Origin of the sequence: Halonatronomonas betaini (assembly GCF_015666175.1) — a bacterium.
Classification (GTDB): Bacteria; Bacillota; Halanaerobiia; order Halanaerobiales; family Halarsenatibacteraceae; genus Halonatronomonas; species Halonatronomonas betaini.
Genome location: NZ_JADPIE010000005.1, coordinates 170,478 through 184,852 on the forward strand (window position 1 = coordinate 170,478; position 14,375 = coordinate 184,852).

At 36.7% G+C, this 14,375-nt stretch carries 12 protein-coding genes and 1 riboswitch; of the genes, 2 read left to right on the forward strand and 10 right to left on the reverse strand.

Annotated elements, in window-relative coordinates; genetic code table 11:
- Positions 1 to 28: 28 nt before the first annotated feature.
- Positions 29 to 1,408: an aminopeptidase gene (locus I0Q91_RS10150; RefSeq protein ID WP_270454407.1), complete on the reverse strand. Its 1,380-nt coding sequence runs from the start codon at positions 1,406 to 1,408 to the stop codon at positions 29 to 31.
- Positions 1,409 to 1,542: 134 nt separating this feature from the next.
- On the opposite strand from I0Q91_RS10150, the gene I0Q91_RS10155 reads away from it, so the two are divergent.
- Positions 1,543 to 2,229, forward strand: a complete 687-nt coding sequence (locus I0Q91_RS10155; protein ID WP_270454408.1) for a cytochrome c biogenesis CcdA family protein — start codon at positions 1,543 to 1,545, stop codon at positions 2,227 to 2,229.
- 48 nt (positions 2,230 to 2,277) lie between these two features.
- Positions 2,278 to 2,814 (forward strand): TlpA family protein disulfide reductase, encoded by a 537-nt coding sequence (locus tag I0Q91_RS10160; protein WP_270454409.1) that lies wholly within the window; start codon positions 2,278 to 2,280, stop codon positions 2,812 to 2,814.
- Between the two features lie 48 nt (positions 2,815 to 2,862).
- Here I0Q91_RS10160 and I0Q91_RS10165 read toward each other — a convergent pair whose 3' ends face one another.
- The 9 genes from I0Q91_RS10165 to hcp all read right to left on the reverse strand — a co-directional run bounded on the left by I0Q91_RS10165 (position 2,863) and on the right by hcp (position 14,344).
- Positions 2,863 to 4,209, reverse strand: a complete 1,347-nt coding sequence (locus tag I0Q91_RS10165; protein ID WP_270454410.1) for an FAD-dependent oxidoreductase — start codon at positions 4,207 to 4,209, stop codon at positions 2,863 to 2,865.
- Positions 4,210 to 4,276: 67 nt separating this feature from the next.
- A complete protein-coding gene (locus I0Q91_RS10170) occupies positions 4,277 to 6,613 on the reverse strand; it encodes an amino acid permease (protein ID WP_270454411.1) in 2,337 nt (778 codons plus the stop codon).
- Between the two features lies 1 nt (position 6,614).
- Positions 6,615 to 8,096, reverse strand: coding sequence for a TrkH family potassium uptake protein (locus tag I0Q91_RS10175; protein WP_270454412.1), 1,482 nt, complete (start codon positions 8,094 to 8,096; stop codon positions 6,615 to 6,617).
- On the reverse strand, positions 8,096 to 8,758 hold the full coding sequence (locus tag I0Q91_RS10180; protein ID WP_270454413.1) for a potassium channel family protein: 663 nt from the start codon (positions 8,756 to 8,758) through the stop codon (positions 8,096 to 8,098). The genes I0Q91_RS10175 and I0Q91_RS10180 overlap by 1 nt, the downstream gene beginning before the upstream one ends.
- A complete protein-coding gene (locus tag I0Q91_RS10185; protein WP_270454414.1) occupies positions 8,758 to 9,171 on the reverse strand; it encodes an NAD-binding protein in 414 nt (137 codons plus the stop codon). Before I0Q91_RS10185 ends, I0Q91_RS10180 begins: the two co-directional genes overlap by 1 nt.
- Before the next feature lie 2 nt (positions 9,172 to 9,173).
- On the reverse strand, positions 9,174 to 9,875 hold the full coding sequence (locus I0Q91_RS10190) for a sigma-54-dependent transcriptional regulator (protein ID WP_270454415.1): 702 nt from the start codon (positions 9,873 to 9,875) through the stop codon (positions 9,174 to 9,176).
- Between the two features lie 15 nt (positions 9,876 to 9,890).
- On the reverse strand, positions 9,891 to 10,253 hold the full coding sequence (locus I0Q91_RS10195) for a response regulator (RefSeq protein ID WP_270454416.1): 363 nt from the start codon (positions 10,251 to 10,253) through the stop codon (positions 9,891 to 9,893).
- On the reverse strand, positions 10,246 to 12,120 hold the full coding sequence (locus tag I0Q91_RS10200; protein WP_270454417.1) for a HAMP domain-containing sensor histidine kinase: 1,875 nt from the start codon (positions 12,118 to 12,120) through the stop codon (positions 10,246 to 10,248). The genes I0Q91_RS10195 and I0Q91_RS10200 overlap by 8 nt, the downstream gene beginning before the upstream one ends.
- Before the next feature lie 124 nt (positions 12,121 to 12,244).
- Positions 12,245 to 12,386: riboswitch (cyclic di-AMP (ydaO/yuaA leader) on the reverse strand.
- A gap of 296 nt (positions 12,387 to 12,682) precedes the next feature.
- Positions 12,683 to 14,344: a hydroxylamine reductase gene (hcp, locus tag I0Q91_RS10205; protein ID WP_345790978.1), complete on the reverse strand. Its 1,662-nt coding sequence runs from the start codon at positions 14,342 to 14,344 to the stop codon at positions 12,683 to 12,685.
- Positions 14,345 to 14,375: the final 31 nt, after the last annotated feature.

Sequence of the window (14,375 nt, forward strand, 5' to 3'; positions counted from 1 at the left end):
AAATAGTATACAAATAATCCAATTCTAATTATAAATAATAAGTCCTATAGGCCTCTTTGGTCATATATAGATCTGCTTTACTTAAAACTTCATAGGGAGCGTGCATTGAAAGAACTGCCGGTCCACAGTCTAAGACATCCATATTGTAATTAGCAAGGAACTGGGCAATTGTTCCGCCGCCGCCTTTATCGACTGCTCCCATTTCTGCTGCCTGCCAGGTTACATTATATTTATTCCAGATTCCACGGATATAGGCTTTAAATTCTGCTGAAGCTTCAGATGAACCACCTTTACCTCTGGCTCCTGTATAAGGGGTCATCACTATACCCTGATTTAAATAAGGAGCATTATGCTTTGATGATGATTCAGGATAATCTGGATCAAAAGCCTGGGTAACATCACCGGACAAAGCAGTTGAATTCTCTAAGGCCTGACGAAGATCAAGATCTGAATAATTACTTTCAGTAAGATTTAATAACTTAGCGATTGTATTTTCAAAGAAAGTAGACTGCATTCCGGTATTGCCCATGCTGCCAACCTCTTCTCTATCAACAAGTAACATAACCGCTGTCTTTTCAGGTGTATCCTCTAACTCCAGTAATGCCTGCAGGGCTGTATAGGAACAGGAACGGTCGTCATGGCCATAGGCTGCCAGGAGAGTCCTATCCAGGCCAACATCTCTTGCCAGCAGAGCCGGGACTAACTGGAGTTCTGCACTGATTAAGTCTTCTTCTTCTAAATCATGTTCTTCTTTGATTAGATTTAATAATGCTTTCTTGACTGGCTCTTTCTCATCTTCATCAGCTATTGGCCTGGTACCGACCAGACTATTTAACTGAGCTGCATCAATAGCCTCACTCAATTTCTTTTTAGCCTGTTCTTTTCCAAAATGGGGCAAAAGATCAGTTATATAAAAAATTGGATCTTCAGGATCCATACCAATTGATATATTAAGCCTGGTACCACCTTCTTTAACGACAACTCCTCTGATTGCCAGGGGAAGAGTAACCCATTGATACTTTTTAACCCCACCATAATAATGGGTTGTAAAGAATGCCATCTCTTTTTCTTCAAATAATGGTTTCGGTTTAAGATCAATTCTTGGAGAATCAACATGGGCTCCAACTATTTTTAAACCTTCAGTTAGTTTATCCTCACCGATAATGGCAGCTAAGACTGCTCCCTCCCGGTTCTGAGCATAAACTTTATCTCCAGTTTGTAATTTTTCAGTTTTGGTAATATCTTTAAAGCCTGCTGTTTTAAGTTCTGCAACAGTACCCCGGATGAATTCTCTTTCTGTTCTATTCTCATCCATAAAGCTCTTATAGCGATTGGCAAATTCAAAGACTTCTTTTTCTTCATCCTGACTAAACTTTAGCCAGAGATTCTTTCTGTCAACTTCAGCCATTTAATTATCACCTCATAATTTATTTTTAATCAATACAATTATAACCCTTTAAACAATATTCTGCAATCTTATTGTCATAATTAATCTTGAGTGTTATAATGAGAATAGTTCCCGAAAGAAAGGATTGAGTCTTTATGCAACAGGAATTAACAATACCACTTGCTTTAACTGCCGGGATTTTATCTATATTTTCTCCCTGTATACTACCACTTATCCCATCTTATCTTGGAATCTTAACAGGTAGTAATCCTAAAAAAATAAATTCTAAGTGGTCTCTTATAAAACCGGCTTTATTATTTGTAGCGGGCTTTTCTATAATTTTTATTTTGCTTGGAGTTTCAGCTTCCTGGATCGGTCAGGTATTATTAAGAAGACAGTTTGAACTATCAAGATTTGGTGGAATCATAATTATATTATTTGGTCTCCACACCCTGGGAGCCTTTAAGCTTCCATTTATTAATTTTAATCTCCAGAATAAAATTCCTGCTGGGATAACTGGGAATCTAAAAGCATTCATTTTTGGGCTGGTAATCGCTCTGGCCTGGACCCCCTGCATCGGGCCAGTACTTGGAACTATTTTAGTTTTTGCAGGTAGCAGTGGAAATATAGCCTCTGGATTTATTATGATGACAGCCTATTCAATTGGACTTGCTATCCCATTTTTACTGGCAGCATTTTTTCTAGATTACTGGTTAAGTAAAATCAAAAGCCTAAATCCCTATCTACCCTGGATTAAAAAAATCAGTGGAGTTATATTGATTATTGTTGGAATCCTGATCTTTACAGGTAGATTTGCAGCCTTAACCAATCTATTAGCTTAATAAAATCTCGTTAAATTATATTAATTATAAATAAAAGGATGTGTGACTATGAATCTATTAAAAAACAAGAAAAGAAAAATTATTATTGCCGGACTCCTGGTAATTGTTTTTGCCGGTGGTTTTTTAATCGGTCAAAATTTATTTGCTGAAGATAATGATATTGAAAAAGGTATTGAACCAGGTCAGTTAGCCCCTGATTTCACCCTTATGAACCTTGATGGAGAAGAAGTCAGTCTATCTGATTATAGAGATAAATATGTTCTGATTAACTTCTGGACAACCTGGTGTCCAAATTGTCTGGCTGAACTTCCACATTTAGAAGATCTCCAGAATAATTATCCTGATGATGTCAGGGTGCTGGCAGTTAATTTTGGTGAAAACCAGGCCACAATCAATGAGTTTATGGCTGATATGGAATTTGAAGATTTCATGGTCCTCCTGGATGAAGATCAGGCAGTCGGCAGGGAATATCTGGTTAGAGGTGTGCCAACCAATATGTTTATAGACCGGGATGGAACTGTAATAGACCGAATTGTCGGTTATATGGAATATGAAGATCTAATAGCGATATTTGAATTAAATTAAATCTAATTTCCAAATATTTTAGCGGGCCTGACCGGCCCGCTTTTTAAATTATATCTTCTTTTTAGCTAACATACCCAGGATTGCAACTGGATCTTTCGGCACTGAATAAGGAGGAGCATAACCGAGATCAATTTGGAAAAGATCATCTGCTGTCTGCTCGGCATAAATCGCTGTTGCCAGGACATCTATCCTTTTATCTACTCCACTCCGGCCAACTCCTTCTGCTCCTAAAATTCTTCCAGTCTCTTTATCAAAAATACCTCTTAAACTGAAATATTCAAAACCTGGATAATATCCTGCATGATTAGGTGCCTTAATTGTAATCGAAAATGGATCAAAGCCAGCTGCCTTAGCTTCATCTTCTTTAATTCCAGTTGTTGCAACAATGTAATCAAAGACCTTGGTAATACCGGTACCTAAAATCCCTCTATGAAAATTATTGCCGCCAACAGCATTCTCACCAGCGACTCTGCCCTGTTTATTAGCAGTCGAACCAAGAGGAACCCAGGCTGGATGACCACTGACTAGATTAACTGACTGAACACAATCTCCACAGGCCCAAATATCATCAAGGTTTGTTTCCATCCGACCATTAACCTTTATAGAATCTTGCACCCCTAGTTCAATGCCTGCTTCTTTGGCCAGCTTTGAAACTGGACGAATTCCAATCGCTATTAAAACCATATCTGTTTCTATCTCTTTTCCTGAGTCAAGAATTACCTTTTCAACTTTGTCTTTTCCTTTAAATTCAGTAACTCCCTGACCAAGAAAGAACTTAACCCCATTTTCTCTACAATGATTTTCAACCTTTTCAGAAAGCTCACTATTTATCAAGGACAGAATGTGTTCACTTTTTTCTACAACTGTAACTTCAAGGCCAAGCTCAGCATAAGCTTCTGCCATCTCCATACCGATAAGTCCTCCACCGACTATTGTTACTTTATTAACCTCTGAATTCGTTGTGATTCTTCTATGACGATCAGCATGGTTTACTGTCCTTAAAGACACTATATTCTTAAGATCAATCCCTGGTATTGGAGGCATTATCGGTTTCGCCCCTGTAGAAATAATTAGTTTATCATAACTATCAGTTCCTTCTTCATCATTTACTAAATCCTTATAATGGATCTCCTTTTTTTCTGGGTCGATTTTAGTAACTTCATGAGAAGCCTTCATAGTAATACCATATTTATCTGAAAACTTTTCAGGCGTATTAATGATTAAACTGCTCCGCTCATCAATAACCCCTGAAATATAATAGGGAAGCCCACAGCCTGAATAAGAAATATCATCATCTTTTTCATATAGAGTGACTTCAACGTCTGGATTTACTCTAGTTGCCCTGGCCGCTGCACTGGTCCCAGAGGCAACTCCACCAATAACAATTAATTTCATGTTATATCAATCCTCCTGCTCTTCTTTTTACTTATTATACCATTAATAAGATTAAAATAACAGGATCTTATATTTTTTCAGGTTCATCGCTCTTTTCAGCTTTCTCCTGGTCTTCTTTGCTAACTTTTTCAACTTCCTTTGAAATCTTCTTATCATAGGTTCTAACCATCAATACAGAACTTTCAACACTATCAGCAACAACATCAGGTATAGAACCAAATAAGATATTCTTAAATCGAAATTCTTTTGAAGCACCGATAATTGTTAAATCATATCCGCCCTGATTGGCTTCTTCAACAATACCCTCTGCAACAACATCATTTTCAACTACTTTGATTTCATAATTGACCTGTCTATCTTCTGGAAGAATTTTATCGACCTCTTTTTTGGCCCGAGATTTTTCTTTTTCAACATCAGTACCTGGTTTTACGACTCTTAGAATCGTGACCAGACAATCTTCAGTTTCACTGAAATCTCCAGCAAGGTCCAGACCAAATTCAGCATGTTCACTGCCTCTGAATGGAACAAGAATTTTACAGATCTCATCTAAACCCCTATCCTTTAAAACCCCAACTTTACATGGAGCTTTCCTGACCAGCTGGCCAACCATACTTCTAGATATTTTTGATAGGTTAATACTTCCATGCCAGCCAAGCATTAAGAAATCAACATTTTCATTTTTAATTGTATTAATCATTGTATTATATCTGTCTCTAGCATATTTAACCCGGGGATTAATCATCGTACCAGTTTCAGCTGAGATTTCCTGTACTAAATCAAACAGATCTTTTTGAGTTTTTTTACGTTGCTCCATAAAGCTTTCCCGGTCTCTGGCTGTATTCAAAGGAAGTTGTTCCGGAATCTCTATGATGTTAAGTACAGATATTTCTGAATCAAGGGCAGACCTTTCAAGTAATTTATTACTAATATTTAATAATGAACGACCACTTGCAGGATTGGCCACTGCTGTTAATAAATGATAAGGCGAAAATTCTCTTTTTGTACTAATTCCTGCAGTTGCACCATTTAATACCGGTGTTAAATTATCTTGAGTATTGAAAAATGAATATTCCTCTTTCCAATCAATATTTTCTGAAATACCAGATACTGTTGATCTCTTTTTACTGTAGACAAAAAACCAGGCCAGACTCAAGACCAGTAATACTGCTGCACTTATCTGGGCCGGTCTATCTGCTAAAAAGATTACTCCAACAGACGAAACTGTACCAACTATCTGTAAATAAGGATAACCTGGAGTTGTATAACTTGGCCGATAATCTTCTGGTGGCCTCATTCTTAAAACGATTACAGCAATATTTACCAGTGCATAATTAACTAAAGTTAAAACACCGGCTGCACTTGATAGGCTTTCGACATCTGCAGCAACAACTAAAAATATTGTGATACCACCTGTAAGTAAGATTGCCTTAGATGGGGTAAAGTATTTTTCATGGATATCATTAAAGAATTCTGGCAAGATTTTATCCCGGCCCATGGCAAAACTAATTCTGGAAGAAGCCAGAACAGAAGCATTGGCTGAAGAAGCAGTAGCCATTAAGGCTGCAAAGGTAATCGCAAGTGCTCCAAATGTACCGCCAAATACTCTTGCTGCCTCAACAATAGGGGCCTGCATATCAATAATTCCTTCTAATGGTAATATTCCAGCAGCAACTAATATTACTGCAACGTATAAAACTGTTGGTATTATTACAGAGCCAAATAAAGCAAGGGGCAAATTTCTTCCAGGATCTTTTATTTCTTCAGCTACAGCTGCAATTTCTCCAAAACCAATAAAGGAAACAAATACTAATGCTGTAACTGGAAGGATTTCGCCACCTCCATAGGGGAAGAAAGGAGTCAATTTAGTTGTGTCAACATTAAATGCTCCCCAGGTAACAAAACCGACTAAAATTGCCAGTAAGACTGCTGTAATTAAATTCTGGGTCGTGCCACTTTCTTTGACACCACGATAATTAATTGCTACAAACATAACCCCTATTATCAATGCGATAGCAATATGGTTTGCTCCAAAGGGCAATAACATCGCCATATATTCTCCAAAACCCTGGAGGTAAAAGGCGACAGCAAATGAAAGACTTAACCAGAGAGCCACCCCGGCAATAGTTCCCCAGAATGTTCCTAATGCTCTGGAGATAAAATAATATAATCCACCACTTTTAGGCATTCCAGTGGCTACTTCAGCTGTACTGGCTGCTGAAATTAAAGCTATAACCCCGGCCAGTAGATAAGCAAAAATTGCTGCTGGACCGGCGTTGCCTATTGCAAACCTCGGCAGGATAAAGATACCTGCACCGATCATCACTCCAATTCCTATCGTTAAAGCTTCAATTAAGCCTAAATCTTTAGCTAATTCGTCTTGTTTTTGAACATTTTCTTCTGCCATATTATTTGCCTCCTAAACTAACTTTTAAATCTTTAAATATTTTGCTTAATGAGAATATAATTATTAAAAATTCTAACCTTCCAAGAAACATTCCAATAACCTGAACCCAGAGTAAATGAACAGGTAAATCAGGCCCGGTTATTCCTATCGATAAACCTACTGTACCTAGAGTAGATGCAAATTCAAACATGCTGTCTCCAATCGAATAGCCTGCATGGACAAAAAAAGCAGATCCAATTAGGAATGTTACAAAATAGATAAATATATAGATAAATGCTTCTTTAATATGCTCTGGCCTTATATATACTTTATTCTCTCCTCGCCAGAGATAATCTTCTCTAACTGACCGCCTGGGCAGAAATTCATCCCTAACTGTCCATAACACTGCTTTAAAAGCCAAAAATATTCTGAACTGTTTAATACCTCCAGCAGTAGAGCCGGTCCCGCCACCAATTAACATCAATAGAATTATTAAAAAAATACCTATTGGAGACCAGGTTGCAAAATCAATAGTTGAAAAACCAGTGGTAGAAAGAGCAGATAATATTTGAAAGGCTGATATTCTTAGCTCACTTAACCAGTTTAAAGTTTCTCCAGGCCTGATTACAAAAGTATATAAGGACAAAAATATAATTGAGAGCCAGATCATCACCTTTATTTCAGCATTTCTTAGAAACTTTTTATATTCACCTTTTATCAATGTATAATGGGTTGCAAAATTTATTGTTCCTATAAGCATTAAAAGAATTGTTATAATCTCTATTGGCAGGCTATTGTAATGGCCTATACTTCCACCATAAATAGAAAAACCTCCTGTTGAAAGAGCTGCCATTGAATGATTGATTGCACTAAAGGGCTCCATTCCAGAGATTATGTAAGCTATAATTCCAAAAATAATAAAGACTGAATAGAGTTTAACAATCAATCTAGTCGATTTCTTAACATGGGGCAATAATTTATCGCTCCTGGCTTCTGCTCGATAGAGGCTCAGATTATTTACTGGCAAAATTGCAGATAGTGCAATAACTGTTATTCCAGCACCGCCTAAAAACTGCATTATACTCCTCCAGAGCAGAAATACTGCTGGAGTTTCTGACTCAGTAACAACACTTAAACCGGTTGTAGTCCAACCACTAACAGCCTCAAAGGTAGCCTGAGTAAAATTAAGTCCCATCCCCAGGATAAAGGGAATAGTCGATAATAGGATCAGAATTATCCAGCTAAATACAACAACAATCCCGCCTTCTTTTGTTGTAAGCTGAAGATTATCAGCTCTATTTTTAAAATAAAGATATAATGTCCCTCCAATTATTAAGCTGAGGATAATCGAGGGAATAAAAAACCTGAATAAACTTATTTCTGCTGGATAAAAAATAAAGCTGATCAGAGGTAGCAAAAATGCAAAACTGGCAAAAAAGATTACAAGTCCGCTATAATAGAATATCTGACTGTACTTTTTCTTTAGGTAACTAACAGCCGGCATTAATTTTCACCTCTTAATGCTGAGATCGCAGCTCCCTGTTCGGCAGGCAGTGAAATTATTATTACTTTATCTCCAGATTTGATCTTTGTACCACCTCTTGGAATTAGCATCTCACCATCCCTTAATATTCCACCTAAAACAATACTCAATGGCAGCTCCAACTCTTTCAGAGTTTTGCCATCAGCTGGTGCTTCCTCTGGAATTAAGCATTTAGTTACAGATAGATTGCCCTCTTCTATCATAAAGAGGTTGGTGACCTCTTCATGGGAGATATTCTGCTCTAAGAGTGATCCAAGTAAAGATGTGATATTGAATAAAGAATCAATATTTAAGTCATTAAAGATAGCCTGATTATCTGGGTCATTTATAAGTGCTGCAGTTCTGGGGATTTTATAATATTTTTGAGCCAGTCTGCAGATAATTAAATTATCCTGATCTTTATGGGTCAAAGCTGCCAGCATATCTACTTCTCTAATATTGGCATCCTCCAATACATCTGGATCAACGGCATCACCACAGACAATAGTAGCATTTAAATTCCTGGCAAGTTCTTTACTATATTCACGGTCTTTGTTGATAATTGTAATTTCATGGCCCTTTGAAATCAAGCGCCTGCTAAGATGATATACAAGCTCATCTCCGCCAACAATCAGAAGTTTCATTATCCTGACACCTCATTACTAACAATAGAATTATAAATCTTATCTACCAGTATATCTTTCTCTGAAAAGACAGTTACTTTATCGTGATCATAAATATCTATTAATTTAGGCTCAATACCCTTTACTATTATTTTTGTTCCTGGGTATTTATTCTGAATCAACTGACTGATCATAAAGTTGACTTTATCTTTATCTGTAGAAATAATGCATAAATCAGCCGTTTCAAGCCTTGCCTCTTCCAGGGTATTATGGACCAGAGCATTCCCTGTTATTTCAAAGCCAGAAAATTCTACCGGGAGATCCTGAAAGGTCTCTTCATTCTGATCAACTACAACTAAATCGTGGCCGGCCGAAGATAAATGTCCGGCCAGTCTGGAACCTGTTCTGCCACAGCCGATTATTACTATAAACATATCTATTCCTCCTGGTCTTTGATATCTTCACCTAAATTAGCATCATCAGGATAACTTTTAAAATCACTGGATCTTTCTAAATTTTCCTGGGCAGGTTTATAGGTTGGATCAATATCAAGAGCTGCCCGATACATTTTCATTGCCTGCCCTGAATCACCCCTGACTTCTGCTAAAACGCCCAGGAGATTAAAGGGTTCAGGCCGTTCTGACTTAATATTATTGGCTTTTTGCAAAAGGTTTTCTGCCAGCGAAAAATCTCTCTGATTAATTGCAGACTTTGCCCTTATTATTAGTGAATCATAGTCTTTAAAATCTTCAGCATCTTTGCCTGAAATCTCTTTTCGGTCAATTATCTGCTGAATCTGTTCTTTAATCTCTTCTGGATTAAAGGGTTTCTGGAGATAATCGATGGCTCCTAATTTCATAACCTTTACGGCACTATCAACACTTCCATACCCTGTAATTATTAATACAGGAGTTAGATTATCTTCTTCTCTTAACTGTTCTAAAACCTCTATACCATCCATGCCAGGAAGGTTGAGATCTAAAAGAATTAAATCAAAATTACCACCTTTAACTTTTTCAAGACCCTCTTCTCCATTGAGTGCAAGCTCAATTTGATAATTTTCAGCTTCTAAGGATTTCTTCAACATCTTTCTAATGTTCTCTTCATCATCTATAATCAATAGTTTTTTGTCTGTCATTTTATTCACCTCTAATTATATATATTTATCAACTTCGGCTAAAAGTTTGTTCCGATCTACTGGTTTGACTAGATAATTTTCTGCCCCGGCTTTTAATGTCTCTTCTATACTCTCATTATCAGAGCGGGCTGAAATGATTATTACAGGAATGTCTTTAGTATTCTCATCATCTTTAAGGGTATTTAAGATTTTAAACCCATCAAGTTTCGGAAGGACTAAATCCAGTAAGATTAAATCTGGAAGTTCGTCCTGGGCAAGCTCTAAACCTTTTAGCCCATCCTCGGCAGATATTACTTTATAGCCTTTATTCTCTAAGAGTCTTGAAAAAACAAATAGAATATTCTTTTCATCTTCAACAATGAGAATTTTTTTATTCATCTTTAATTTCCTCTATCTCTGGATTATTGTTTTTAGCCACAGGTAATGAGAAAGTAAATTTAGTCCAGCTACCTTTCTCGCTATCTACCCAGATCCTGCCATTATGAGCAGTAATAATCTCCTTGGCAATAGTTAAACCTAAACCTGACCCAGTTTTTGATTCATTACTTTCGCTCCGATAAAACTTTTCAAAAATCCTGCTTAAATCGGATTTTTTAATGCCTTTACCTGTATCATATACTTCTACATAAACCAGATTTCCCCTCTGTGAGGCAGAGATTTTTATTTGATCACCTTCACCGGTATACCTGAGAGCATTACCAACTAAATTTGAAATAACCCAGCTAATTTTGTTGGGATCAACATCTACTGTTAAATCCTCTGAAATATCGTCAATATAAAGATTTATTGACTTTTCTTCAGCCTGATCTGCAAAATGTTTAATAGTATTCTGAGTCAATTTTTTCAATTTTACAGATCTAATATCTAACTCTATCTTGCCTGATTCCATCTTGGAAAGATCAAGTAAATCTTCAACTAAACTTGTTAAACGATCGCAATCATCAAGAGAGTTCTGCAGGAGCTCTTCCTGGTCAGAATTAATATCTCCTAGATCTTCAGCTACCAGCATATTTAGAGCCATTGTAATTGAAGTTAATGGCGTTCTAAATTCATGGGAGACAGTTGAGATAAAATCTGATTTTAACTGGTCTATCTCTTTTAAGCGGGTTATATCTTCTAGCAATGTAACAGAGAATTTAAGTTTATTGTTATCTGATTTTATTTCTTTATAAACTCTTTTATTTAAGATCTTGTAATAATTTTTTGAATTATTTTTTTCTAGCTCTAAAACTGGTGTTCCTGCTTCATTTTTTTCACATTCTATTTCCCCTGTGATACAGGCAAAAAGTTCCTGATTATTTATGACTTCAAGGAAATGTTTATTTAAATCTTCATCTTTTAAATCAAAGAGGTCTTTACTTTCCTGGTTAAATAATATTAAATTATTTTCTGCATCTGTAACTAATAGGGGACTTGATATATGGTTGACAATAGCTTCAGACTTTTCTTTTTCAACAAGAAGTTTTCTGACATTTACATTTTCATATTCCTGAAGCTTATCGATCATTTTATTGAATTCTTCTGTTAATTCTCCAATTTCATCCTCAGAATTTACAGGAAGTTTCTCCTTAAAGTTCTTTGCTGCAACTTTTTGAATACCTGACTGGAGTTGCTCAACTGGAGCTAAAATTCTTTTTGTTAAATAAAACCCGGATAAAATTGCTATTATAATTCCGGCAATAGAGATTAGGGCTGTAGACAGCATTGCCCTGCCGGCTCTAAAATCTGCTGCCTGTTGAGCAGATATCATTTCATCCTGATTAATACTTCTTAATTCTCTTATTTTTTCTTTGGTCTCAAAAAATTGTTCTGAATAAACTTCATTATAAAACTGTTGCCGCTCTTCAAGTTCCAATTCTCTAAATTCATCGAATTTTACTAGAAACTCTGTATACCTCTCATTGAGTTCTGTAATAATCTGGCTTTCTCCAGATATAGTAATGTTATCTTCAGCTCGACTAAACCATTTCAAAAATTCCTGTTCATAATTTCTAAAAGCAGTCAGCCCTTCTGTTTCCTGGCCACTTAGCACAAGTAAAATGCTGCTATCCTGGCGTTCAATGGCCTCTATCATATTTTCACTGGACTGAATTGACCGGTAATTTTCCTCCATTATATTATTAATTGCTGAAGAGAGCTGACTGAAGTTGTTAATTGACCAGAGGGCAACTAAAAGTAATATTATTATCACAAGAATAAAACCAGTATATATCTTTCCTGAGATAGATTTTGTTAATTTTCTCATTGTTAAATCCTGCCCCTCTGATTAATTTTAAAATAAAAAAACCGCAGAGAAGACTCTACAGTAAATATATTCCATAAACAGCAGTTAGATATAACATTGGATAATTGCTGTAATATAGATAGTCTTCCCTTCGTATACGCTGCTGATGAGGTTAGCTTTAATGGTTCGGGCCGAAGGGAATTTCTAGCCCTACAGTAAAATCATCTACTGATTCACCTAAAATCGGGTCCCCCACTCTCCATGAGAAGATTAAGCAGTTAAATTTTTATTAAAATCGTTATTTTATATTATACTCCTGTTATTAAATAATGTCAAATAACCGATTTTCAAACTGCAAAGTTGAATTGCAAATGGTCTTGCTGACAGCAGGATAAAAAAGCTATATAATTAAATAATACCAAGCTAAATTAAATAGTCAATGAAGTATAATCCTGAATTAAATCAAATAAATATAAAGATTAACGAAGGTGGTAACTGTCAGGTAACTGTCAGTTTAATCTCTAAATAGAAAACCTCCTGCTAAAATCAACTGCAGGAGGTTTATTAATTAACTGATTAAATTTTAGTTGCCTGCCATTATGGCTTCAACATCTTCTTGAGCATCGCCTGTAGGTTTGATATCAAACTTATCGACTAAGACATTTAGGACGTTTTCTGAAACAAAGGCTGGAAGACGGGGGCCAAGCCTGATCCCCTTGACACCAAGTGAGAGTAGGGCAAGTAAGACTATTACTGCCTTCTGCTCATACCAGGCGATATCATAGGAAATCGGTAAATCGTTAATATCATCAACTCCAACAGCTTCTGCCAATTTCTGGGCAATAACAACTAATGAATAGGAGTCATTACACTGACCGGCATCAAGAACTCTTGGAATTCCGCCAATATCTCCGAGGTCAAGTTTATTGTAACGGTACTTGGCACAACCTGCTGTCAGGATAACTGCATTTTCTGGCAGTTCTTTAGCAACATCTGTGAAATAATCACGGTTCTTTAAGCGGCCATCACAACCACCCATGACAACAAAGCGACTGATATCTCCATTCTGGATAGCTTCGATAACTTTATCGGCAATTGAGAGGACTGTATTATGAGCAAAGCCTCCATGAACAATTCCTGTTTCTAACTCTTCTGGAGCTGCAGCATTCTTAGCAGCCTCAATTACTGGACTAAAGTCTTTGCTACCGCCTTCTGGACGGTCGGCGATATGGGTCATGCCATCAAAGCCGACAACACCGGTTGTAAAGACTTTATCTTTATATGAATCTTTAGGTGGTACCAGACAGTTAGTTGTCATTAAAATTGGTCCATTAAACTTCTCAAATTCTTCTTTCTGTTTCCACCAGGAGCCACCATAATTTCCTTTTAGATGGTCATACTTTTTGAATTCTGGATAGGAGTTAGCAGGTAGCATCTCACCATGGGTATAGATATCGATGCCAGTATCTTTAGTCTGTTCTAATAGTTCTTCAAAATCTTTAAGATCGTGGCCACTGACTAAGATACCTGGACGATCGCCAACACCAATATTGACTTCAGTTGGCTCTGGATGGCCATAGGCTGAGGTATTGGCTTCATCTAATAAGGCCATAGTTTTAACACCATACTCTCCACATTCAAGAACAAGACCGGTCAGTTCATCGGCAGAAAGACTATCATCTAGAGTTGCTGCCAGACCTTTCTGCATAAAATTAAAGATTTCTTTATCTTTTTTATCTAAAACATAAGCATGGTCATTATAGGCTGCAATACCTTTAATACCATAGGTTAATAGCTCTCTTAATGAACGGACATCTTCGTTTTCTGTTGTCAGGATGCCGACTTCAAAAGCTTTATCGTCATATTCATCTCTGCTGCCTTTCCAGGTCGCCTGTGGTGGCAGTGATCCCTGATATTCTGAGCCATTCTGCTCTTTATATAATCTATTGAATTTGTCTGCGACCTCTTCTCTGATCTCCTGGGCTTCATCGATTAATTCGACAAAGTCATCTGAGTCAAAGTTAGTATTGGTAACAGTTGCAAATAAACCTTTAGTAATAAATACATCAATCTCTTCGCTGGTATCGGAGCCCAGTTCTCTTAATTTCTCGCCATAGAACGAGATCCCTTTCAGTACATAGACCAGCAAATCCTGAAGATTGGCTGTTTCTGCTGTCTTTCCACAAACTCCTTTAATAGTACAGCCTTCATTTTTAGCTGTCTCTTCACACTGGTAACAAAACATTTCATAATCCATTTTTTATAACCTCCTGTAT

Coding starts and splice junctions, on each gene's coding strand:
- I0Q91_RS10150 (WP_270454407.1), bottom strand. CDS start 1,408: ATGGCTGAAGTTGACAGAAAGAATCTCTGGCTAAAGTTTAGTCAGGAT.
- I0Q91_RS10155 (WP_270454408.1), top strand. CDS start 1,543: ATGCAACAGGAATTAACAATACCACTTGCTTTAACTGCCGGGATTTTA.
- I0Q91_RS10160 (WP_270454409.1), top strand. CDS start 2,278: ATGAATCTATTAAAAAACAAGAAAAGAAAAATTATTATTGCCGGACTC.
- I0Q91_RS10165 (WP_270454410.1), bottom strand. CDS start 4,209: ATGAAATTAATTGTTATTGGTGGAGTTGCCTCTGGGACCAGTGCAGCG.
- I0Q91_RS10170 (WP_270454411.1), bottom strand. CDS start 6,613: ATGGCAGAAGAAAATGTTCAAAAACAAGACGAATTAGCTAAAGATTTA.
- I0Q91_RS10175 (WP_270454412.1), bottom strand. CDS start 8,096: ATGCCGGCTGTTAGTTACCTAAAGAAAAAGTACAGTCAGATATTCTAT.
- I0Q91_RS10180 (WP_270454413.1), bottom strand. CDS start 8,758: ATGAAACTTCTGATTGTTGGCGGAGATGAGCTTGTATATCATCTTAGC.
- I0Q91_RS10185 (WP_270454414.1), bottom strand. CDS start 9,171: ATGTTTATAGTAATAATCGGCTGTGGCAGAACAGGTTCCAGACTGGCC.
- I0Q91_RS10190 (WP_270454415.1), bottom strand. CDS start 9,875: ATGACAGACAAAAAACTATTGATTATAGATGATGAAGAGAACATTAGA.
- I0Q91_RS10195 (WP_270454416.1), bottom strand. CDS start 10,253: ATGAATAAAAAAATTCTCATTGTTGAAGATGAAAAGAATATTCTATTT.
- I0Q91_RS10200 (WP_270454417.1), bottom strand. CDS start 12,120: ATGAGAAAATTAACAAAATCTATCTCAGGAAAGATATATACTGGTTTT.
- hcp (WP_345790978.1), bottom strand. CDS start 14,344: ATGTTTTGTTACCAGTGTGAAGAGACAGCTAAAAATGAAGGCTGTACT.